Raw genomic sequence first — 20,683 nt, 5'->3', positions numbered from 1 at the left:
TGGTCAGCGGACGCGCCTTCCGCTATCAAAGCGTTTCGCCTATCGCCTGCCTCCTGGCTTTCTTGACCGTGGGCCTTCCTGAGATGGAGACCGTTGCCTGATGACCACCGATATCGACATCAAGTCCCTTGTGCGGACGATCCCGGATTACCCGAAGCCCGGCATCATGTTTCGCGACGTGATCACGTTGTTCGGTCATCCGTCCGGGTTTCGTGCGTCCGTCGAGCAACTGGTGGCGCCGTTCCAGGATCAGCGAGTCGAATCCGTCGCAGGCATCGAGGCGCGCGGGTTCATCCTGGGCGGGGCCGCGGCGGACCGCATGCATTGCGGCTTCGTGCCCATCCGCAAGAAGGGCAAACTGCCTGCCAAGGCGATCGGTCAGGAATACGAACTCGAATACGGTGTCGACGTCATCGAGGTCCACGAGGACGCGCTGAGCCCCGGCGAACCGGTGCTGCTTGTGGACGATCTGATCGCCACGGGTGGAACGGCCGTCGCGGCCGTGGAGCTGCTGCGTCAACTCAAGGCCGAAGTCGTTGGCGCTGCGTTCGTCATCGACCTGCCGGATCTCGGCGGGCGTGCGCGCCTTACCGAACTCGGCGTGCCGTGCCACACGCTGATGGCCTTCGAGGGCGACTAGGTCCAAAACGGCCGGGGACCCTGACGTCTTGGGGCTCTACGGACCTCGGCAGGTGTGCTAAGGCGGTTCCATGAACATTGACGGCAAACCGTATCGCACCATCTGGCTCGGCAGCGATGGCGTCTCCGCGGAGATCATCGACCAGACCAAGCTTCCGTTCGCTCTCGAGATCGTCACGCTGCGCACGCTTGAGGAGGCCGCCCATGCCATCTCCAGCATGCAGGTGCGCGGCGCGCCCCTGATCGGCGCGACGGCGGCCTATGGCGTTGCGCTCGCCATGCGGGAGGACGCCTCCGATGCAGGTCTTGCCCGCGCCTGCGATGTGCTGGCCGCCACAAGGCCGACGGCCGTCAATCTGCGTTGGGCCCTCGACGAGATGGTGGCGCACCTTCAGCCGCTCCCCGCGGACGCGCGCGTTGCCGGCGCCTTCGCCCGGGCGGCGGAGATCTGCGACCAGGATGTCGAGGCGTGCCGGAAGATCGGCGAGCATGGGATGGGGCTGATCGAGGCCCATGCCGAACGCAAGAAGGGAGAGACGGTCAACATCCTCACCCACTGCAACGCCGGCTGGCTCGCCACCGTGGATTGGGGAACGGCGCTGGCGCCGATCTACAAGGCTTTCGACAAGGGGATTTCCGTCCATGTCTGGGTGGACGAGACAAGGCCGCGCAATCAAGGCGCGTCCCTGACGGCGTTCGAGCTGGGCGCGCACGGGGTGCCGCACACGATCGTCGCTGACAACACGGGCGGGCATCTGATGCAGGCGGGGCTCGTTGATTTGTGCATCGTTGGCACGGACCGCACCACGGCCAATGGCGACGTGGCCAACAAGATCGGGACCTATCTGAAGGCGCTCGCGGCCAAGGACAACGGGGTTCAGTTCTTCGTCGCCCTCCCGCACTCCACCATCGACTGGACGCTCGACGACGGACGCGAAATTCCCATCGAGCAGCGCGACGCCAGCGAGGTGACCCACATGACCGGGCAATTGCCCGACGGAAAGGTCGAGACCGTTGCGATTGCACCGCCGGCATCGCGCGCGGCCAACTACGCTTTCGATGTCACGCCGGCGCGGCTGGTCACGGGCTTCATCACCGAGCGCGGCGTGACGCCTGCCTCGCGCGAGGGGCTGTCTCTATTATACTCGTGAGGTAGGAGGCACCTTCGGCATGGCCCGCCGGGGGCGGGTAGTCCGCCGCGAGGAGGGCGAAGATGGAGCCGCACGATCTCATGGCCGACGCGATCCATTTCGGGATCGCCGTGCTGCTCGGCGCCCTTGTCGGCATTGAGCGCGAGAAGCATCGCCGCGAGCGCAAATCAAAGACGGAACAAACGGCCGGTCTGCGCACCTTCATCCTGTTCGCGCTCCTCGGTGCCTGCACGGCGTGGCTCGCCCGTGCCTTCGACTCCTATTGGATCGTGGCGGCTGGTCTTCTGATCACGGGGGCCTTTGTGGTCGCCGGCTACGTGGCGACGACACGCGGACAGCAGGAAGCCGTCGGCCTTACCACCGAGGTCGCCGCTGTCATCGTCTTCGTGCTGGGGGCGATCGACATGATGGGCGGATCCGAAATCGCCATCGCCCTGGCCGTCATCACGACGGCGGTCCTTGCCTACAAGGATCCGATGCACGGCTTCGTGAAGCAGATTGGCTGGGACGATGTTTATTCCGGCCTGCAACTGCTGATCGCGACCTTTGTCGCGTTGCCGCTCCTTCCCGACAAGCCGATCGACCCATGGGGCGCGCTCAATCCTTACGAGCTCTGGCTCCTGGTCATCCTGATCTCCGGCCTGTCGCTGGTGGGCTATGCGCTGACGCGCTGGCTCGGTCCTGGCAAGGGGGCGCTCCTGACGGGGTTTGCCGGTGGCCTTGTTTCGTCGACAGCCGTGACGGTCTCTTTCGCCCGCGAAGCGCGTACCAGCCCCGCCAATACGATGGCGTTCGCAAGCGGTATCCTGGTGGCCTGGGGGATCATGTTCGCGCGCGTCCTCGTGGTGGTCGCGGTGGTCAATCGCGCGCTCCTCGGACCGATCTTCCTGCCGTTCGCGGCGATGGCCTTGGTCGCGGCCGGGGCCGCGGCGCTGATCTATCTGCGCGGGCCTCGGCATGGAAAGGACGCTAGCGCCCGGGAAGACCTGGGCGTGACCAACCCCTTTAGCGTGACGTCGGCGGCGAAGTTTGCGGCGTTCTTCGCGGTGGTGCTGGTCGCGGTCAAGATCGCACAGGACAGTTTCTCGGACAGCGGAGTCTATGCGGTGGCGGCGCTTGCGGGGCTGACGGACGTCGACGCGATCACCCTCTCGATGGCCGAGTTCGCCAAGACGGGGAGTGCGCATGTGGCCGTGGTCGCCATCGTCATCGCGTCGTTGGTCAACACGGCGGTCAAATGCGGGATCGCCTTCGTGCTCGCCGGCGCCGCGCTCGGCAAGCCCCTTCTCCTGGCGATCGGCGCGATGCTGATTGCCGGCCTTGCCAGTGTCCTGCTGATATGACCCAGGGCGGGGGCAACAAAAAACGCGGCGCCTTCAAAGGCACCGCGTTTCTTCGAAACCACAGTCTTATGCGGTCGACCGCTTAGATGCCCACATACACGCCGACGCGGGGTCCGCGCCAGTAGCGGCGGCCATAGTAGGGGTAGCGGGGTCCGTAATAGGGACGGCCGTAATAGCGGTAGGGCCGGTAGTAGGGCCGCGGATAATACCGGTAGGGCCGGTAGTAGGGACGCCGGTAATAGTACCGCCGGCGGTACCACCGCCGGACCGGCACGACTTCCGACGCGGTTTCCGGGCTGTATTTGAGTATCGCAGCGGCCGGCATTGCCGATGCGGGTTTGGGGCTAGCCAAGATGAATATGGCGAGAAGGCCCGCTAGGGTCGTGAAGACAACTGAACGCATGAGATCTACCTCGCGATCTTTGAGACCCTTCCTCGTAGACCTACAGGTTGAGCCTCAATGATCGAAAAGGAAAGCCCAAACCGTTGTATTTCGCGAAGCTTTTGTCTGTGTAGATCGACCGGCCTGCGCCCGGCCGCAGGCTCGCGCGCGCGGTAATCTATCGCAAAACGTGCGTCGGCTCGGGCTGTTTTCAGGCTACGCCAGCACCATCACGGCCATGAAGCCGAGCGTGACAGCGGCAGCCATCGGCGCCATCCAGCTTAGCAATTGGAACTCTGCCGCCCGAAGCTCTTTCAGCGCCGGACCACGGCTTGCGGCCGGCTGAGCACTGGCAGCTGTCAGAAGCGAGGCCGAGTGCTTGGCGTGCCATTTCGGACCGGGCCCACGCATGTAGTGCCGCTCCGGCTTGTATGCGTCCAGGAATCTGCCCACGACGATGTCTCCCTCATCCCAAAGCGCCCCTTAGGGTCTGATTATCCAGCCGAATTTGTTTCGAATCCGTATCCTCCTGGGGCGAAAATGAGGATTCTTGCGCCAGCCCGATTCTTTTTGGCTGCAGGGGCGATCGGGTGCGGGGAAATTTGAGATCTCGTCTTGCCGGGATGGTGGAAACTTGCCACAACCCGCGCCATGAAAAGCCAATGGAATGACGACGAGGCGAAGCGTGCGGTCGAGGCCTATGGCGCCGAGGGCGTCAACGAGGACATCGCCCTTCGCGTCTACACGACCCGGCTGATCGGCCGCGATCCGCTGCTGGTCCTACATGGCGGGGGTAACACCTCCGTGAAGACCCGCGCGGTCGACGATCTCGGCCAGGAGCACGACGTTATCGCGGTGAAGGGCTCCGGCGCCGACATGGCGGAAATCGAGCCCTGGGGCCTTCCGGCCGTCAAGCTCGGCCCCTTACGGGAGATGCGCGCGCTCGATGCGCTCTCGGACGAGGCCATGGTCAACACCCAGCGGCTCAACCTCTTGGATGCCGGCGCACCCAATCCGTCCGTCGAGACGCTGCTGCACGCCTTCCTGCCGCACAAATTCGTGGACCACGCCCATGCGGCCGCGGTTCTGTCGCTCGTGGATCAACCCGACGGCGTGGCCTTGGCCCGCGAGGTCTATAACGGGCGCATGGGGATTGTTCCCTACATCGCACCGGGCTTCGATCTTGCCAAAGTGGCCGCCGATGTCTTCGACGAGAAACCCGATGTGGAAGGGATGATCCTGCACAAGCACGGGATCTTCACGTTCGGCGACACGGCGCAAGACGCCTATGAGCGCATGATCGAGATGGTCTCGCTTGCGGAGAGCCGTCTGCGCCAGGGCCGGCCCGTCGTCTTCCAGGCGGCGCATATTCCAGCGGCGCCTGCGTCGGCGGCCGAGATCGCGCCGATCCTGCGCGGTGCCTGCGCCATCCACCGGCCCGGGCAAGAGCCGACGCGCTTTGTGGCCGAGTTCCGCTCGAGCGACGCCATCCTAGACTACGTGAACGGCGCCGAGCTCTCCTCCTACAGCCAGCGCGGGGTGGTGACGCCCGACCACATCATTCGGACCAAGAACAAGCCGCTCGTCGTGCCGGTGCCGGAGTCCGGCAAGCTCGATGAGTTCGCGAAGGCCGTCGAGGCCGCCGTCGAGACCTACGTGGCGGAGTATGACCTCTACTTCGCACGGGAGAACGAAGCGGTCGGCGGGACCAAGACCAAGCTCGATCCCATGCCTCGCGTCGTCCTGGTGCCAGGCGTCGGATTGTTCGGTCTCGGCCGGTCGGCGAAGGACGCGGCCATTGCGGGCGATCTCGCCGAAAACACGGTTCGCGTCATCACTGACGCCGAAGCGATCGGCCGCTACGAGCCGCTGCCCGAGAGCGATCTCTTTGCCCTCGAATATTGGAGCCTGGAGCAGGCCAAGCTCGCCAAACAAGTGGTGAAGCCGCTTACGGGCCAGGTGGCCGTGGTGACGGGCGCGGGCGCGATCGGGACGGCAACGGCCAAGGCCCTTGCGGGCGACGGGGCCGCGGTTGCCGTCCTCGATGTGAACGGGGACGCAGCCGCCGAGGCCGCGCGCGCCGTCAAGGGCATCGGCATCGCCTGCGATGTGACAAACTCGGACGATGTATCCCGTGCCTTCGAGGCCGTCTGTGCGCGGTTTGGCGGCGTCGACATTCTCGTGTCCAACGCGGGCGCGGCTTGGCAGGGACGCATTGGCGACGTTCCGGACGAGGTCCTGCGCAAGAGCTTCGAGCTGAACTTCTTCGCGCACCAGACCGTTGCGCGCGAGGCGGTCGCCATCATGCAGAAGCAGGGCACGGGCGGTGCGCTTCTGTTCAACATCTCCAAGCAGGCCGTCAATCCGGGGCAGAATTTCGGGCCCTACGGCCTGCCCAAGGCCGCCACGATGCTGTTGATGCGCCAATACGCGCTCGATTACGGCGCGGACGGCATTCGCTCGAACGGCGTCAATGCGGATCGCATCAGAAGCGGCCTTCTGACGGACGAGATGATCGCCACCCGGTCGAAGGCCAGAGGCGTGACGGAGACGGACTATATGGCCGGCAATCTGCTGCACGCCGAGGTGACGGCCGACGATGTCGCCCAGGCCTTCCTGGCCCTCGCCAAAGCGCGCAAGACGACGGGTCACGTGGAGACCGTCGACGGCGGCAACATCGCGGCGGCGCTGCGCTAGCCAAAAAATCTCTGCATCCCCTAAAGGGACTGTTAACCACAAAAGCCGAAGCTGCAGTCACCACGAGGCCTGTCGGGGCAATCCTGCGCACGTGGTGCCCGGTCGCACGCGTCCGGCATATTTTGATGGCAGCGGATTTGAGAGATTTGATGGATCTCAGCAAGAAATTTTCCCTTTACTTTGGTGCTACGGCCCTAGTCGCCGTCGTCGTGACGATCGCCTTGCAGATGATCGTCCCCGGCGTTGGCGCTGCCGTACTGCTCGCGCTGTTCGTTGCTACGGCTCTCGGCGCCGGCGCCGGCTATCTCTATGGGCGATCGCTTTCCCAGGCGCTTCGGGATCTCCACGCCGTCATCGAGCGCCTGACCAAGTGGGACACGGCCGGCGAGGTCCTCCATACCAAGCGCCGCGACGAGATCGGCGTCATGGCCAATGCGCTCAAGACGTTTCAGGCCGATGCCACGAGCTGGAGCGAGTCCCACCAGAGCGAGTTGGACAGCCAGATCGAGAGGCGGCTTGCCTCGCAACGGCGGACGGAAGAACTCATCCACCAGTTCCGCGGCTCCATCGCAGGCTTGCTCGGCGCTTTCGCCGACAGCGCGCGGCAGATGGACGATACCGCACGGCTCCTGTCGACCGTTGCCATCGACACAAACGACCGCGTCAGCGTGGTGGCCTCGGCTTCGGATGAGGCCTCGGCGAATGTGCAGTCCGTAGCGGCAACGGCCGAGGAACTCGCCGTTTCCTTCAGCGACATTGGTGTCCGCGTTTCCAACGCCAGCAAGATCGTCGACCAGGTGACCGAGAACGCCCGGATGGCCAACCAGAAGGTCCGGAGTCTCACAGAGGCTGCGGAGCGCATCGGCGACGTGGTCGATCTCATCCAGGATGTGGCCGCGCAGTCCAACCTTCTCGCGCTCAACGCCACGATCGAGGCCGCGCGCGCCGGCGAGGCAGGGCGTGGCTTTGCCGTGGTGGCGGGCGAGGTCAAGACACTGGCCGATCAGACGGCCAAAGCGACCGACGATATCAAGAAGCAGATCGACGCGATCCGCTCTTCAACCCACAGCGCGGTCGAGGCCATGCAATCCATCGTGACCACGATGGGCGACGTCAATCAGAACACCCAGGAGATCGCCGGGGCCGTGCAGCAGCAATCGGCGGCGACCTCCGAGATTTCGCATAGCGTCCGTCAGGCGGCGCGCGGCACCGAGGATGTGGCCGCGCATATGCCCGACGTCACCAAGGCCGTGGATGAGACGAACCAGTCCGCAGCCCAGATGCTGCAGGTCAGTAAGGACCTCTCGCGTCATGGCGAGCAGCTTCGTCACACGGTCGAGAACTTCCTGCGCCGCGTCGCGGCCGCCGATGCGTTGAAGAACGCCAGCTGACGCAAACGCGACGCAGCACACCGTTTCAAGTACCGCGTAGAGCCGCCGGGGCATCGTGCCCCGGCGGCTTTTGCGTTTGGCCCTGGTGTCCCGGATGGGCTAGCGTCCGGTTTGAAAGTGGAGGGCTTCCCCGTGGGGCGTATTTTCCGAGTTTTCCTGTCCGGCGCGCTTGCGCTGCTGCCGATCGTGGTCACGGTTCTCATCACCGCGTGGCTGGGCTCGCTGGTGGCCACCTATGCGGGACCCGGCAGCTTTCTCGGCAATCTCATCACCCATCTTGGGCTCAACCTGTCGGGCTCTTCGCTTGTGGCCTATTTCATTGGCCTCGGCATCATTCTGGCCGTGATCTTCCTGCTGGGCCTTGCGGTGGAATCGGGCTTGCGAAACTGGATCTCCAACAGTTTCGACTGGTTCATGATGCGCATTCCGCTGGTGTCGAACGTGTACGACATCTCCAAACGCTTCGTCGCGATGATGGATCGTGGGGACGGTGAGGACAGCCTGAAAGGCATGAGCCCGGTCTGGTGCTTCTTCGGCGGAGAGGGGAGCGCCGCGACCCTGGCGCTTATGCCCTCGCATGAGCCGGTGGCTATCGGAGAGAGGACCTATGTGCCCGTGCTGGTGCCGTTTGCGCCCGTGCCGTTCGGCGGAGCGCTCATCTACGTGCCCGAGGAATGGGTCAAGCCGGCCGACGGCGGCGTCGAGAGGCTCGTGAATGTCTATCTGTCGATGGGGGTCACCCCGCCAAAAGGGCTCCCTGCGGAGAACGTCACGGTCGACAGCGAGACCGGCGAGGCAGCGAACGAAGCAGCGCCCCGCAAGCACCCGGCCAAGACGTGATTGCAGGACAGCGGGCCGGTCCGATCGTTTGAAGTCACTTCTCAGGTCACCTGGATTTCGAATACACAATTGGCAAATCGTCGTGCGCTTAGGTCCGCATCGGTGATGAGAAAATAGAGAGAGCCGCCAGGCCCCCACCAGGTTCCTTCCGCCCCGTTGTGGTAGTCATCAAGCTGCAGCAGCAATTGCAGGCCTCGGGGATCCTGACAATACCTGACCTCCTCCAACTCCTGTTGTACCAGCGTGGGCCAGCCCAATAGCTTGCTGAAGCTGCAATAGCCGACATAGTCTTTGGGGATGCCGTACTCACGGACAGTCCGATAAACGGTCTCATACTTTGTGGCCGCGGTACGGTCTCGCCACAGCTCCTTGACCGACCGGCTCTCAGGATGTGGTAGGTCCGTTATGGGCCTGAAGGTAAGGCCGCATGGCTGGATGGTTTCGGTAGGCGCCATCGGATAGCCTCTCAGTACCAGCGTGTCCGTGTCTTCCCAATAGAACACGGCTGTGTCGCCACCACCGAAGTCGCACCCCGTGACCCCATCGGCGTCACCGAAGAATGAGAGCATGCCGGAGGCGGGGAGGCGTTCGGCTCCAGCCAGTCCCTGAAGATCGGTGCAGTTTATCTGCCCCAAGAACAGCATGGGCTCGTCTTCCGGCTCTGCTTCGACCATGGGCCAAGACCAATCAGCAGGTACGCTCGGTTCGCCGCCGAGCCGCGAGACATTTGTGGGGGCGCCGGGGATAGGGCGCTGCGGCCATAAGCCAATGGCGGGGCGCGCCAGCCGCAATAGCACCTCCGTAGTCTGCGCGTTGAGGTGACTCCCCAAGAGCTGCCGTAGCTCGCCGTCCGAGACCCCAGGCGGCGGCGGATTATCACATTGCCAGGTCATCTCCTTGCTGGGCGGGATCGGTTCCCGAGGAGTCCAATCTTCCGGATAGCCTTCCTCTTGGGCGCGTGCGTCCAGCCGGAGCGAATCCCGCGCCTCGCCGCCGATTAAATCCTGGCGCTCGGCTAAAGCCTTCGTCGTTGCCTCGAACGCGGCGTGATCGATTCTGCGAAATTCGATCGCGGCCGTGTGCCTGACGTTGAGGTCTGGATGCTCCAACAACGGCCTCAGCGGTTGCAGCGATCCGCCGCTGCGGCGCTTCAGTTCATCGATGATGGCCCGCCGCCGATCCATCTGGCGGTTCGCCGCGCCAATGTGACCGATCCGCTCATAGACTTGGACGTTCTCGACATAGGCCTCGACCAAGGCGTCGTCATCGAGCCCGGTGAGGTTCTTCGCGTCTGCCATTCGGCCCTCCCTCGATACGCGCAGTCGGCATGCTACTAAAAGTTGCATACCGAGACCGAAGAAGTCAAGAACAAAAGAAGAACAAAATTTTGACAGGGTCGTGCGGGCCGGCAGAGCGGACCCAAGCGAGAGCCCAAGTTATTGGGTCGCGTAAGGAGTTGAGGCCTAATTCGCGAAGCGGAAGTGCAGGACGTCGCCGTCCTTCACCACGTATTCCTTGCCTTCGAGGCGCAGCTTGCCCGCGTCGCGCGCGCCGGCCTCGCCGCCAAGACCGACATAGTCGTTGTAGGCGATCGTCTCGGCCCGGATGAAGCCCTTTTCGAAATCGGTGTGGATCACGCCCGCCGCTTGCGGCGCGCGGGTGCCGCGCTCAATGGTCCAGGCGCGCGCTTCCTTCGGCCCGACGGTGAAGTAGGTGACGAGGTCGAGCAGCTTGTAGCCTTCCTGGATCAGCCGGTTCAGGCCCGGCTCGTTCAGCCCGAGATCGGCGAGATAGGACTGCCGCTCTTCGGCGTCGAGTTCCACCAGCTCGGATTCGATTTTGGCCGAGATCACGACACAGCCGACATCCTCCTTGGTGGCGCGCGCCAGAACCGCATCCGAAAGCGCGTTGCCGCTTCCGGCCGAGGCCTCGTCCACGTTGCAGACATAAAGAACGGGCTTCGAGGTCAAGAGGCCGAGCGAATGGAACGCTTTGCGGTCTTCGTGATCCACTGCGGCGTAGCGCGCGGGCCTTCCTTCGCGCAGCACGACGAGCGCCCGCTCCAGGAGCGCCAAGGTCTCCTTGGCTTCCTTGTCCTGGCCGCGAATCTTCTTCTCGAGAGCTGGCACGCGCCGCTCGAGGCTCTCGAGGTCGGCCAGCATCAATTCCGTCTCGATGGTCTCCGCATCGGCGAGGGGATCCACCTTGCCGTCTACGTGGACCACGTCGGAATCCTCGAAGCAGCGCAGCACATAGGCGATGGCGTCGACTTCGCGGATATGGGCGAGGAACTGGTTCCCCAAGCCTTCACCTTTGGAGGCGCCGCGGACGAGACCGGCGATGTCGACGAAGGTCAGGCGCGTCGGGATGGTCTGCGCGGAGCCCGCGATCTCCGAGAGTTTGGCGAGGCGCGGGTCGGGGACGGGCACGTCGCCCACGTTGGGCTCGATGGTGCAGAAGGGGTAGTTGGCGGCCTGCGCCGCGGCGCTCTCAGTGAGAGCGTTGAAAAGGGTGGACTTGCCGACATTCGGCAGTCCGACAATGCCGCATTTGAATCCCATATCCTGCGTTGGCTCCTGTCGCGCCGCCCGGCCGTCTCGTGCGGGCTAGTCCGTTTCGCTTTGCGTTTCGTTCCCGGTGTCGTTCGGCATGACATCCCGCGTCTCGTGGGCGACCTGGGTCTGAAACTTGTCTTTCTCGCCTCTGGCGAGGATCGGAGCGGCGTCCGACATCGCGGCAAGCACCGGCTCCAGCCACTCCATATCCGTCTTGGCGAAGTCGCGCATCACGTGACCGATGACGCGCTCACGGTGACCGGGGTGACCGATACCGATGCGTACCCGCATGTAATCGTTGCCCAGATGCGCCGTCAGGGACTTGAGCCCGTTGTGGCCGGCGACACCGCCGCCGATCTTCACGCGCACCTTTCCGGGCGCCAGATCCAACTCGTCGTGGAAGGCGACCACGTCGCTGACGGGGATCTTGTAGAAGCGCGCGGCCTCACCCACCGAGCGGCCCGACTCGTTCATGAAGGTCTGCGGCTTGAGGAGAAGCACTTGTTCGCCGCCCAGCCGCCCTTCGCAGGTCAACCCCTGGAAGCGCTTGCGCCAAGCGGCGAATCCATGTGCGGCGGCAATGACGTCCACAGCCATGAAGCCGACGTTGTGACGGTTGAAGGCGTATTGCGCCCCCGGATTGCCGAGGCCGACAAAGAGCTTCATCGCGTCGTCCCGTCTCGTGGTCCGAACGGCCCGTCAGGCCCGGAAGGAGATGGCTACTCCTTCGACTCCTCGGCTTCTTCCTCTTCGGCCGCTTCTTCGGCGCCTTCTTCTTCTTCCTCACCGGTGTCTTCGGCAACGCGGCCGGCGATGGTCGCGACGGTGAAGTCGCGATCGGTGATGGTGGGGACAGCCCCCTCAGGCAGCGTCACGGCGGAGATATGGATCGACTCGCCGATGTCCATTCCCGTCAGGTCGATCTCGATCGATTCGGGAATCTTGTCCGCCGGGCAGCGCAGGGAAATCTCGTGGCGCACCACGTTGAGCACGCCGCCGCGCTTCAGGCCCGGAGAGGCGCCTTCGTTGAGGAAGTGCACCGGCACGTCCACGTCGATCTCGGCGTTCTTTGCGAGCCGCAGGAAATCCACGTGGATCGGGAAGTCGCGCACCGGGTCGACCTGCACGTCGCGCGGAATGGCGCGGATCTTCGTGCCGTCCATGTCGAGCATGTAGACCGTGCTCTGGAAGTGGCCGGTCTGAATTTGCTTGGAGACTTCCTTCGTCTCCAGAGCGATGTTGAGCGGCTCGTCGTTGCCGCCGTAAACGATGCCGGGAATGCGCCCTTCGCGGCGAATTGCGCGCGCGCCACCGGTTCCGGTGCGCCCTCGCGACCACGCCTTGAGCTCGATCGCCTCAGCCATTTGATCCTCCGAACGTCTGAAATAGTGAGGGGCCGGAAACCGGCCCCCAAAATCGGGCGCGGCGCTCTGTTCGTGGTCGCCGCGACGGAATTGCAGAGGCTTATAGCCTAAGGACACCTAAGAACACAATCGCCTATCGGCGCTGTTTTTCGGCGCTAAAGCGCGCCCCAGACCGCCTCCGGCGGGAGGCCCGGGGGCCCCTTCTTGGCCGTTTCGGCCTCTTTGACGAGCGCCAGGACCCGCCGGTTCAATGGGGCCGGATGCCCGACTTGATCCGCCAGCCGGATGATTTCGCCTTGGAGATAGTCAATTTCCGTGCGCCGGCCGGCCTGCAGGTCCTCCCACATGGACGAGCGGGCGTTCTTGTCCATGGAGAGCATCCGCTTGGCGGCGACCTGGAACAGGGCGTCAGGAAGTCGCAGCGCCAGCGCCAAGGCCCGCTGCGGCACGCCTTCGTATGGGGCGTACCGGATGCCGGCGGCATTCAGGACCGCCAGACCCTCGTCGAGCTGCCGGGCCACGAGCGCGCGCCAGTGCCGGTCGCCGAACTGCTCCACGATGGGCAGGCCCGACAGAGCGTTGAGTCCGTTGTTGAGATTGACCAGCAGCTTGCCCCACAGCACCGCCTCGATGTCGTCACGCTCGGCGACCGGCATGTGCGGGACTTCGAGCACCGGCCGCAGTCCCGTCGCCGTCCTCTCGATCTGGATTACCCCACCGCTCGCGCGATGAAAGCGCGGCGGGGCGTCCGCCGGGCGGCTTTGAACGACATTGAAGGGGACCATTGCATCGACGACGCGTTCCGCCCCCAGGCGCCGCCGGAGGAGCCCTGCGTTGGACACACCGTTCTGCAGGCTGACGGCAACGGCGCCGCCGCCGGCGTGCTCCGCGATCAGCGCGGCCATCGCCTCGGTGTCGTGAGACTTGACGGCTACGAGGATGAGCTTCGCGCCCGCGAGGGCCTCGGACGGTGTCGTGCAGAGCGTCACACGATCCGGGCCGACGTCGATGTTGTGACCCTCCAAGTCGGAGCAGTGAAGGCCGTGGCGCGAAATGGTGGCGGCGAGGGCGGGCCGAGTCAGCAGGGTGACGTTACGCCCGGCCGCGGCAAGACGCGCACCGACATAGCAGCCCACGCTGCCGGCGCCGGCAACGGTGATGGGAATGTCGTTCGCGTCGGTCATGAAAGCCGGCCCGGCAGAAAGGAAGGGAATGTGCCCATATCGCGGTGTGATGGCCGCTTTAAGGATGGCCTGCAATTCGACGGTACGGCCTCGGGCAGGCTATAGTAATCTATCGGGCTTGGGATGTGTGGTGCACGAATGGGCGTAACCGACGGCTGCCGATCTGCGCAAAACGGGGACTGCGCACGTCATGTATGAAGAGTTCGACAGTCGCCTTTCCGGTGTGCCTGCGAAGGGGGTGACCGGTGTCGATCGGGAGAACCCGCGCGGCGGCGCAATGATCCGGCCATCGACCTTGGCCAATCATCCGCACGACCTTCGCGACACGGCCAAGCGGCATCTCCCCGCCATCGTCTTCGATTTTCTCGAAGGCGGTTCCCACGACGAAATCACCATGCGGCGGAACCGGGCGGACTTCGATGCCTTGCGCCTTCGCCAGCGCGTGTTCGATCACCCCGTCATCCGGACCACGCGCACCACGCTTTTCGGGCAGGTCGCCTCGATGCCCGTCGCTCTGGCTCCCATCGGCATGGGCGGCGCTTTTCATCCGCAAGGGGAGGTTCACGCCGCGCGCGCGGCATCGTCCTGCGGCGTGCCTTATTGCCTGAGTTCGTTGGCAACGTGCTCGATCGAGGAGGTCGCCGCCGCCGTCGAGACGCCATTTTTGTTCCAGCTCTATTTGATGAAAGATCGCGAGATCAACGCATCGCTTCTGCAGCGGGCGGAGCAAGCCAACTGCCCGGCGCTGATGGTCAATGTCGACACGGCCGTGCAGGGGCGCCGCAACCGCGATCTCGACAACGGTGTGAGCATCCCGTTGAATTTGCGGATATGGCACGTGTTGGACATCGTGCGCCGGCCGAGGTGGGTCTGGCGCTATCTGCGCAACAAGCCGACGCTTGGGAACCTCGCTGCCTATTGTCCGGACGGGCACGATCTCCCCTCGGTCTCCGCCTGGGCCGAGCCGCGGTTCAAAGGAGCGGTCACCCCGGACGATCTCGAATGGCTCCGGAACAACTGGTCCGGCAAGCTGATCGTCAAAGGCGTGCTCGATCCCGCGGATGCGAAGATCGCCGCCGATCTCGGCGTCGACGGCGTGGTGGTGTCGAACCATGGCGGGCGGCAACTCGATAGCGCCGCCAGTTCGATAGAAATGCTGCCGCGGATACGCGACGCTGTGGGCGATTCGGTTGAGCTGGTTCTCGACAGCGGCGTCCGTTCCGGCTTCGACGTACTGAAGGCGCTCGGGCGCGGTGCGGACGGCTGTCTCTTGGGGCGGGCCTATATCTACGGTCTCGCGCCCTTTGGCGAGCGCGGCGTCGCGGCCGCGCTGCAGCTGGTTGCGCAGGAGCTCGACGAAGCGATGACGCTGACCGGAACGGCCGACGTCAACGCCTTGCCCGAGAATCTGGTTTTCGGTCTTTGAAGTCCTAGGTGCGCCAGGGATGCGCCGGCAACTCGGAGACGCCGAGAACGGCGACGCCGGCGGCCGCAACTTCGTGATCGTTGTCGACCGTGCTGCCGCTCACGCCAATGGCGCCTACGAGCACGCCATCCTCGTCGACGATTGGGAGGCCGCCCGGAAACGTAATCAAGCCGTCGTTGGAGTGCTCGATCCCGTACAGCGGTTTACCGGGTTGGGAGAGCTGCCCCAGCGCGCCGGTCGCCATGCCGAAGAAGCAGGCCGTCGTCGCCTTCTTGATGGCGATGTCGATGGAGCCGACCCAGGCGTCGTCCATGCGCATGAAAGCCTTCAGATTGGCGCCGGAGTCGACCACGGCGATGCACATCTGCGTGTCGAGTTCGACGGCCTTCTTGCGGGCTGCTTCGATAACTTGTTCGGCATTCTCTAGATTGACGTGCATTCCTCATCTCCTCCGTACGATGTCTAAACCGCTTATGAAACGGTGCCCTATTAGTTGGGGTCCCACGAGCAGACCACAAGACCATGCCGTCGCGATGACGCATGTTCGCGCCGGCCCATTTGCGGGCGTAGCTGGTGAACTTTAGAGAGGTGAGCCTAGTAGAAGAGGCTGGATACCGACTTCTCTTCGGCCGTGCGCGCGATGGCTTCGCCGAGCAGCGGGGCGATCGACAAGACGCGGATGTTGTGTGCGTTCAAAACGGCGTCGCTCGGCATGATCGAATCGGTGATCACCAGTTCTTTCAGCTGCGAGGCCATAACGCGGGCGATGGCGCCGCCGGACAGGACACCATGGGTGATGTAGCCGGTGACTTGCTTGGCGCCCTGTTTCAGGAGCGCCTCGGCCGCGTTCACCAGCGTGCCGCCCGAATCGACGATGTCGTCCATCAGGATGCAGCTGCGTCCGGACACGTCGCCGATGACGTTCATCACTTCGGACTCGCCGGGCCGCTCGCGGCGCTTGTCGACAATGGCAAGCGGCGCATCGATGCGTTTCGCAAGACCCCGGGCGCGAACCACGCCGCCGACGTCGGGCGAGACCACCATGATGTCGTCGTCCCGCATGACTTCCTTGATGTCGCCCACGAGCACGGGCGCGGCGAACAGGTTGTCGGTCGGGATATCGAAGAAACCCTGGATCTGGCCCGCGTGAAGATCGAGCGTCAGAACCCGGTCGGCGCCGGCTCGAACGATCATGTTCGCCACGAGCTTCGCGGAGATTGGCGTGCGGGGGCCGGGCTTCCGGTCCTGCCGCGCGTAGCCGAAATAGGGAATGACCGCCGTGATACGCCGCGCGGACGCGCGCTTCAGCGCATCGCACAGGATTAGGAGTTCCATGAGGTGATCGTTGGCGGGCGCCGAGGTCGACTGGATGATGAAAACATCCTCGCCGCGGACGTTCTCCTGAACTTCGACGAATATCTCTTTATCCGCAAAACGGCGGACAACGCAGCGCGCAAGTGGCGTATCGAGATAGTTGGAGATTGCCTCAGCGAGAGGGCGGTTGCTGTTACCTGCAACCAGTTTCATGCTCTTGTTCCCCGAAACCCAGCCAATGTGACGTCGGCCAAGGCCTGCGGCACACCCGGGCCGCTTTTAACAAGCGTGTGGCACCTGTGTAAACGTTCGAAGTTCCTGATGCCCAAGTGATTTGGTCGCGGGCGGGTTCGCGGGGGCGCTGCGGACCCAGGTGCCTCACTGAACCAGCCTCACTGAACCAGCCTCTTGATGCCGGGCACGGCGGCGTTGGCCGCGGCGTTGGCGGTCGCGCCCCAAGAGCCGTTCAGCGATCCCTTGGGGATCACGTTCTCCTGAGAAACGGTCCCTTTAACCTTGCCGCTGGGCTCCAGAACGCGCCAATCGATGTGGATTTTCTCCTTGGAAAGCCCCGCGGAGGTCAGCTTCACGGTGCCGTTGACCGTGTACACGTTCGACCCCCCGCTCACCACCTTGACGCCGGAACTGCGGAGCTTCGTCTTGAGGGCGGACGCCAAGCTGCTGCTTCCGTCGCCTGGTGCGCCAGAAACGGACCCGACTTTGACGCCGGAAGGTTTCGGCGCCGAGGCCGAGCGGGAGCTTGAGGAGGCGGCAGCCCCAGTCGCGGCTGCGGCCCCTGCTGCCCCCGTCGCCGCTGCGGTGCGGCCAGTGAAGGACGAAGACGACGAAGACGAGGAACTGGCGGTGGGTTTCGCAAGGCCGCCGCCGCGCCCGCCCGGCAGGTTCGCGGCCAATTGCGAGGCGGTGCTGTTGGCGATGTTGGTCATGGCGGTGGAGTTCAGCCCGCGCCATGGATTGGAGCTGGACGCGCCGGCCACGACCTCCTCGCCCGAGACCCGCGTCACGCGCTTGCCCGCCGCGTCGTCCACGTCCCACACATAGGAGATCCTGGAGCGGCTGCCCTCGGCGGCGCTCAGGAGATAGCCCCGAAGCGTGTATTCCGCCTCTTCCGAACCGCTGGGGAGGATGGTGAGATTGCGCTCGGCGCCGGCGGTCTGAAGGGCCTGGGTCAACTGGCTCGTCACGTTCTTCGGCGGTCCGACAACGGGGCCCATGGCGATCTTGGGCGAGCCGGCGAACAAGCCGCCAGCACCCTGCATGATGTTGCCCATGCCCGCTCCGCCGCCGCAGCCCGTCAGGGAAAAGGCGGCCGCCAGCAGCGCGACGGCCGTCACGGCGAAGCTCAGGACGTGTGTCGTTCTGTATCGCTTAGCGGCCAACCGCTCGCTCCCTCGTTGGCTACACACGGTTTTGCGCGCAGCGCGCGTGCGCTTCCAACGTCGTTTCCAACCAGTGTTCTTTTGGCGGGGCCAGACTTTTGAAGCCGGCCAGGTTGATAGTTCCGGCCAACCATACTTGGCAGGCCCCGAGGGCGTCCAGACGCCCCGCCCGTCCCGGGGCCCGCAGATCAGTCTATGGTGAATCCTAATCAGGTAAGCACGATGGCGGAAATTTGGCGCCCATAATCCGGCTCGCCGTGATGCTGCGACCGGCGATAGCTATAGAGCCGCGTTTCCTCGTAATACGTGCAAATCCCAAGATCGTAGATGTCTCTCACACCGGCCCGGTCGAGCCGGTCGGCGACATAGGCGGGTAGGTCGAAATGCGGCTCGCCGGTGCCCTCGTCATTGGCGAAGAATGTCCCGGCGTCAGGCTCGGTATCGAGGAATCGCGCCTTGTAGTCCTCGCCCACCTCGTAGGCTCCCTGGCTGATGGCGGGGCCGATCGCCGCGACGATCCGTGTCGGGTCGGCGCCGAGCCCTGTCATGGCCTCGACCGTGGCTTCGACGATCCCATCGAAGGCGCCGCGCCAGCCTGCATGGGCCGCGCCGACGACGCGCGCTTTAGGGTCGCATAGCAGCACGGGGGCGCAGTCGGCTGTGACGATACCGACGACGATGCCCGGCGTGGCGGTGACGACCGCGTCGGCTTCGGGGCGGGTATTGGGTGTCCAGGTCTCGTCGGCCACGGCGGCGATATTCGAGTGCTTCTGGTGGACGGTCGCGAGTTTGTCGAGCGGCGCGCCGAGCAGCCGTGCGGCGCGCGTCCGGTTCTCCGTGACGGCGTCCGGTGCGTCGCTCGAGCCCACGCCGCAATTGAGGGACTCATAGAGGCCTTTCGAGACCCCACCCAGCCGCGTGAAGAACCCGTGGTCGATGCCGTCGATCTCGGCAAGATTGCGGGCCTGAATTCTGAGTTTGTCGTCGGTGATCATTGGCGTGTGTTCAACGTCTCATGCACTGTTTTCGAAAGCAGGGGGCGCCGGGAGATCATTACTCGTAATCGCGAGCGCTTTGAAAAGCACGCCCATGGCCGCAGGATCGATCAGCCGATCCGCGCCGGCCACGAGCGCATCACGCTGCTCCGGGGTTGCGTCCTGGCACAGGCGTTCGAGCCGCGCTTCGAGGCCGAGTTCCAGAAGCAGTGCGCGTTGCCGCTTTGGACCATAGGCGGCCAGACCCGCGGCGCGCACAGCATCCTTCAATGCGCCGAAATCCACATGCGCCGTGAGGTCCACGCTGCCCGGGGCCTGAAGAGGATCGACGAATTTGTGCCGGGAGATGGCCTGGAGCGTATCGCCGCATTCGGTCGCCTCGTGGCCGTAGTCGACGATGAGCGCGGCAAGCGGGGCATCCTTGGCCTTGGCGGCAAGCGCGGCGACGACAGCGTTGGCCGCAGGCCTCACCTCGAGGATCGACCCATCCGGTAGCTGCCGCAGCTCGGCGTTGCGGCGCAAGCTCTCGACGGGGAGCGCAGGGCCATCGCAAAACTCGAAGCCTCCACTGTAGGCGATCCGCACACAGCGTTCCCGCCACGCGCCGTCCCGCCAGATGAGCTGCCGGATGGGCAGGGCGTCGATGAATTCGTTGGCGAGGACGATCAGCGGGCCCGCCGGCACGTTCTCGATGGTGTCGTGCCACGAAATCTCGGCGCCGGAGCCGGCGAGGGCTTCCTCCTGGGCGCGGCGGAGCGGCGGGCTTGTCTCGACGAGGGCGACATGCACGCTGTCCATGAAGCCGGGAAGGCGCCGCAAGGCGCGAAGCGCGTCGGCCATCAGCGTGCCCCGTCCCGGTCCGAGTTCGGCGAGGATCACCGGGTGAGGCGAGCCCATCGATTGCCAGACGGCGTAGGCCCACAGCCCCAGCAGTTCGCCGAACATCTGGCTGACTTCGGGCGCGGTGACGAAGTCGCCGGCGGCCCCGATCGGTTGCTTTGAGGGATAGTAGCCGGCGGTCGTGTCGGCGAGGCACACATCCATGTACCGCTCCACGGTGATGGGGCCGATCCGCGCGATCTGCGCTTTCAGGCGCACGCTGAGCAGCGTGCTCTCCATGCTGGTCGGTGTCCGCGTCGGCGCCATCGTGCCGTCCGTCAGGCCGCGAGGGCCGCCTTTCGCCGGGCGCGCCAGATGAGCCAAACGCCGATGAGAAACATCGGAATCGAATAGGCCATGCCCGGTGTGAGAATTCCAATGTCGAGCGGATGCCCCGGATGCGGTTCGCGCGCGACCTCCTCGATAACGGAGCGGAATATCCCATAAAAGATGAGAAACAGGCCAAACACGGTGCCGGGCCGGTTCAGCTCTTTATAATAGTGTGTAGCGACCCGGAGGATGATGAACAGGACAACGCCCTCGAGCGCGGCCTCGTAGAGCTGGCTCGGGTGCCGGGGCAGATCGTCCACGCCGGGAAAGACCATGGCCCAGGGCACGTCGGTCGGGCGTCCGTAGACCTCGGAGTTGATGAAGTTCGCGATGCGCCCGAAGAACAGGCCGAAGGGCGTCGCAGCCGAGGCGATATCGCCGAGCGAGAGCGGGTTGATCCCTTGGGCCCTGGCGAAGAGATAGACGGCGGTCACGACGCCGAGCAGCCCGCCATGGAAGGACATGCCGCCGTTCCAGATGGCCGGAATTTGCGACGGGTTCTGCCAGAAGAAGCTGGGCTCATAGAACAAGACGAAGCCAAGGCGCCCGCCGACCACGATGCCGAGTGTGATCCAGAGCAGAAAGTCATCCGCCTGGCGGACCGTCATGGGCGGATTGCCGTTCCACAGATCGGCGCGAGACACGATCCGGCGTCCGTAGAGCCAGCCCGCGAGGATGCCTGCGAGATAGGCCAGGCCGTACCATCGGACCGAAACGGGTCCGATCGAGAAGGCCACGGGATCGACGACGGGGAAGGGGATGACGAAAAGCTGCATGGTGCCTCGGGTAGATT

At 64.5% G+C, this 20,683-nt stretch carries 20 protein-coding genes; 7 read left to right on the top strand and 13 right to left on the bottom strand.

Translation table 11 applies throughout. The annotated features are described in order from the left end of the window. Positions 1-100 precede the first annotated feature (100 nt). The 3 genes from GL4_RS13160 (at position 101) to GL4_RS13150 (ending at position 3,133) form a co-directional block, all read left to right on the top strand. Positions 101-640: an adenine phosphoribosyltransferase gene (locus GL4_RS13160; RefSeq protein WP_045368195.1), complete on the top strand. Its 540-nt coding sequence runs from the start codon at positions 101-103 to the stop codon at positions 638-640. 70 nt (positions 641-710) lie between these two features. Then, complete coding sequence (gene mtnA, locus GL4_RS13155) at positions 711-1,790, top strand: S-methyl-5-thioribose-1-phosphate isomerase (RefSeq protein WP_045368193.1); 1,080 nt, start codon at positions 711-713, stop codon at positions 1,788-1,790. A gap of 62 nt (positions 1,791-1,852) precedes the next feature. Beyond that, positions 1,853-3,133: an MgtC/SapB family protein gene (locus GL4_RS13150; protein WP_045368191.1), complete on the top strand. Its 1,281-nt coding sequence runs from the start codon at positions 1,853-1,855 to the stop codon at positions 3,131-3,133. An 82-nt stretch (positions 3,134-3,215) separates the two neighbouring features. Here the strand turns inward: GL4_RS13150 and GL4_RS17845 are convergent, their stop codons facing one another. Further along, positions 3,216-3,536, bottom strand: coding sequence for a hypothetical protein (locus GL4_RS17845; RefSeq protein WP_045368190.1), 321 nt, complete (start codon positions 3,534-3,536; stop codon positions 3,216-3,218). Between the two features lie 195 nt (positions 3,537-3,731). Beyond that, the gene (locus GL4_RS13140) at positions 3,732-3,968 is read right to left on the bottom strand and encodes a hypothetical protein (protein WP_045368189.1); all 237 of its coding nucleotides are present in this window, start codon (positions 3,966-3,968) and stop codon (positions 3,732-3,734) included. Positions 3,969-4,166: 198 nt separating this feature from the next. On the opposite strand from GL4_RS13140, the gene GL4_RS13135 reads away from it, so the two are divergent. The 3 genes from GL4_RS13135 to GL4_RS13125 all read left to right on the top strand — a co-directional run bounded on the left by GL4_RS13135 (position 4,167) and on the right by GL4_RS13125 (position 8,443). Then, entirely contained in the window at positions 4,167-6,212 is a 2,046-nt protein-coding gene (locus tag GL4_RS13135; RefSeq protein WP_045368188.1) for a bifunctional aldolase/short-chain dehydrogenase, read from the top strand. 149 nt (positions 6,213-6,361) lie between these two features. After that, positions 6,362-7,603, top strand: a complete 1,242-nt coding sequence (locus GL4_RS13130; RefSeq protein ID WP_052464513.1) for a methyl-accepting chemotaxis protein — start codon at positions 6,362-6,364, stop codon at positions 7,601-7,603. A gap of 132 nt (positions 7,604-7,735) precedes the next feature. Further along, positions 7,736-8,443 (top strand): DUF502 domain-containing protein, encoded by a 708-nt coding sequence (locus tag GL4_RS13125; RefSeq protein WP_082025801.1) that lies wholly within the window; start codon positions 7,736-7,738, stop codon positions 8,441-8,443. Positions 8,444-8,484: 41 nt separating this feature from the next. On the opposite strand, the gene GL4_RS13120 is transcribed toward GL4_RS13125, so the two are convergent. From GL4_RS13120 to GL4_RS13100, 5 genes are all read right to left on the bottom strand, one after another. Beyond that, entirely contained in the window at positions 8,485-9,741 is a 1,257-nt protein-coding gene (locus GL4_RS13120; RefSeq protein ID WP_045368187.1) for a DUF1963 domain-containing protein, read from the bottom strand. A gap of 165 nt (positions 9,742-9,906) precedes the next feature. After that, a complete protein-coding gene (gene ychF / locus GL4_RS13115; RefSeq protein ID WP_045368186.1) occupies positions 9,907-11,004 on the bottom strand; it encodes a redox-regulated ATPase YchF in 1,098 nt (365 codons plus the stop codon). Positions 11,005-11,049: 45 nt separating this feature from the next. Beyond that, a complete protein-coding gene (gene pth / locus GL4_RS13110; RefSeq protein WP_045368184.1) occupies positions 11,050-11,664 on the bottom strand; it encodes an aminoacyl-tRNA hydrolase in 615 nt (204 codons plus the stop codon). 53 nt (positions 11,665-11,717) lie between these two features. Then, positions 11,718-12,362 carry a 50S ribosomal protein L25/general stress protein Ctc gene (locus GL4_RS13105; RefSeq protein WP_045368183.1) on the bottom strand — a complete coding sequence of 215 codons (645 nt, stop codon included), beginning with the start codon at positions 12,360-12,362 and terminating at the stop codon, positions 11,718-11,720. Positions 12,363-12,517: 155 nt separating this feature from the next. Next, a complete protein-coding gene (locus tag GL4_RS13100) occupies positions 12,518-13,546 on the bottom strand; it encodes a 2-dehydropantoate 2-reductase (RefSeq protein WP_045368181.1) in 1,029 nt (342 codons plus the stop codon). Positions 13,547-13,736: 190 nt separating this feature from the next. Here GL4_RS13100 and GL4_RS13095 point away from each other — a divergent pair, with 190 nt between their 5' ends. Next, entirely contained in the window at positions 13,737-14,972 is a 1,236-nt protein-coding gene (locus GL4_RS13095) for an alpha-hydroxy acid oxidase (protein WP_082025666.1), read from the top strand. A 4-nt stretch (positions 14,973-14,976) separates the two neighbouring features. Here the strand turns inward: GL4_RS13095 and GL4_RS13090 are convergent, their stop codons facing one another. From GL4_RS13090 to lgt, 6 genes are all read right to left on the bottom strand, one after another. Next, positions 14,977-15,411: a GlcG/HbpS family heme-binding protein gene (locus GL4_RS13090; protein ID WP_045368179.1), complete on the bottom strand. Its 435-nt coding sequence runs from the start codon at positions 15,409-15,411 to the stop codon at positions 14,977-14,979. Between the two features lie 155 nt (positions 15,412-15,566). Beyond that, positions 15,567-16,499: a ribose-phosphate pyrophosphokinase gene (locus GL4_RS13085; RefSeq protein ID WP_045368177.1), complete on the bottom strand. Its 933-nt coding sequence runs from the start codon at positions 16,497-16,499 to the stop codon at positions 15,567-15,569. A gap of 179 nt (positions 16,500-16,678) precedes the next feature. After that, on the bottom strand, positions 16,679-17,686 hold the full coding sequence (locus GL4_RS16890) for a hypothetical protein (protein ID WP_156137598.1): 1,008 nt from the start codon (positions 17,684-17,686) through the stop codon (positions 16,679-16,681). A 209-nt stretch (positions 17,687-17,895) separates the two neighbouring features. Next, positions 17,896-18,681, bottom strand: coding sequence for a peptidoglycan editing factor PgeF (gene pgeF, locus GL4_RS13065; RefSeq protein ID WP_045368171.1), 786 nt, complete (start codon positions 18,679-18,681; stop codon positions 17,896-17,898). An 18-nt stretch (positions 18,682-18,699) separates the two neighbouring features. After that, positions 18,700-19,827, bottom strand: a complete 1,128-nt coding sequence (locus GL4_RS13060; protein ID WP_244462620.1) for a class I SAM-dependent methyltransferase — start codon at positions 19,825-19,827, stop codon at positions 18,700-18,702. Between the two features lie 11 nt (positions 19,828-19,838). After that, on the bottom strand, positions 19,839-20,666 hold the full coding sequence (lgt, locus tag GL4_RS13055) for a prolipoprotein diacylglyceryl transferase (RefSeq protein WP_045368170.1): 828 nt from the start codon (positions 20,664-20,666) through the stop codon (positions 19,839-19,841). Positions 20,667-20,683: the final 17 nt, after the last annotated feature.

This window comes from Methyloceanibacter caenitepidi (assembly GCF_000828475.1).
Lineage (GTDB): Bacteria > Pseudomonadota > Alphaproteobacteria > Rhizobiales > Methyloligellaceae > Methyloceanibacter > Methyloceanibacter caenitepidi.
This window is presented reverse-complemented; position numbering and strand designations above follow the sequence as displayed.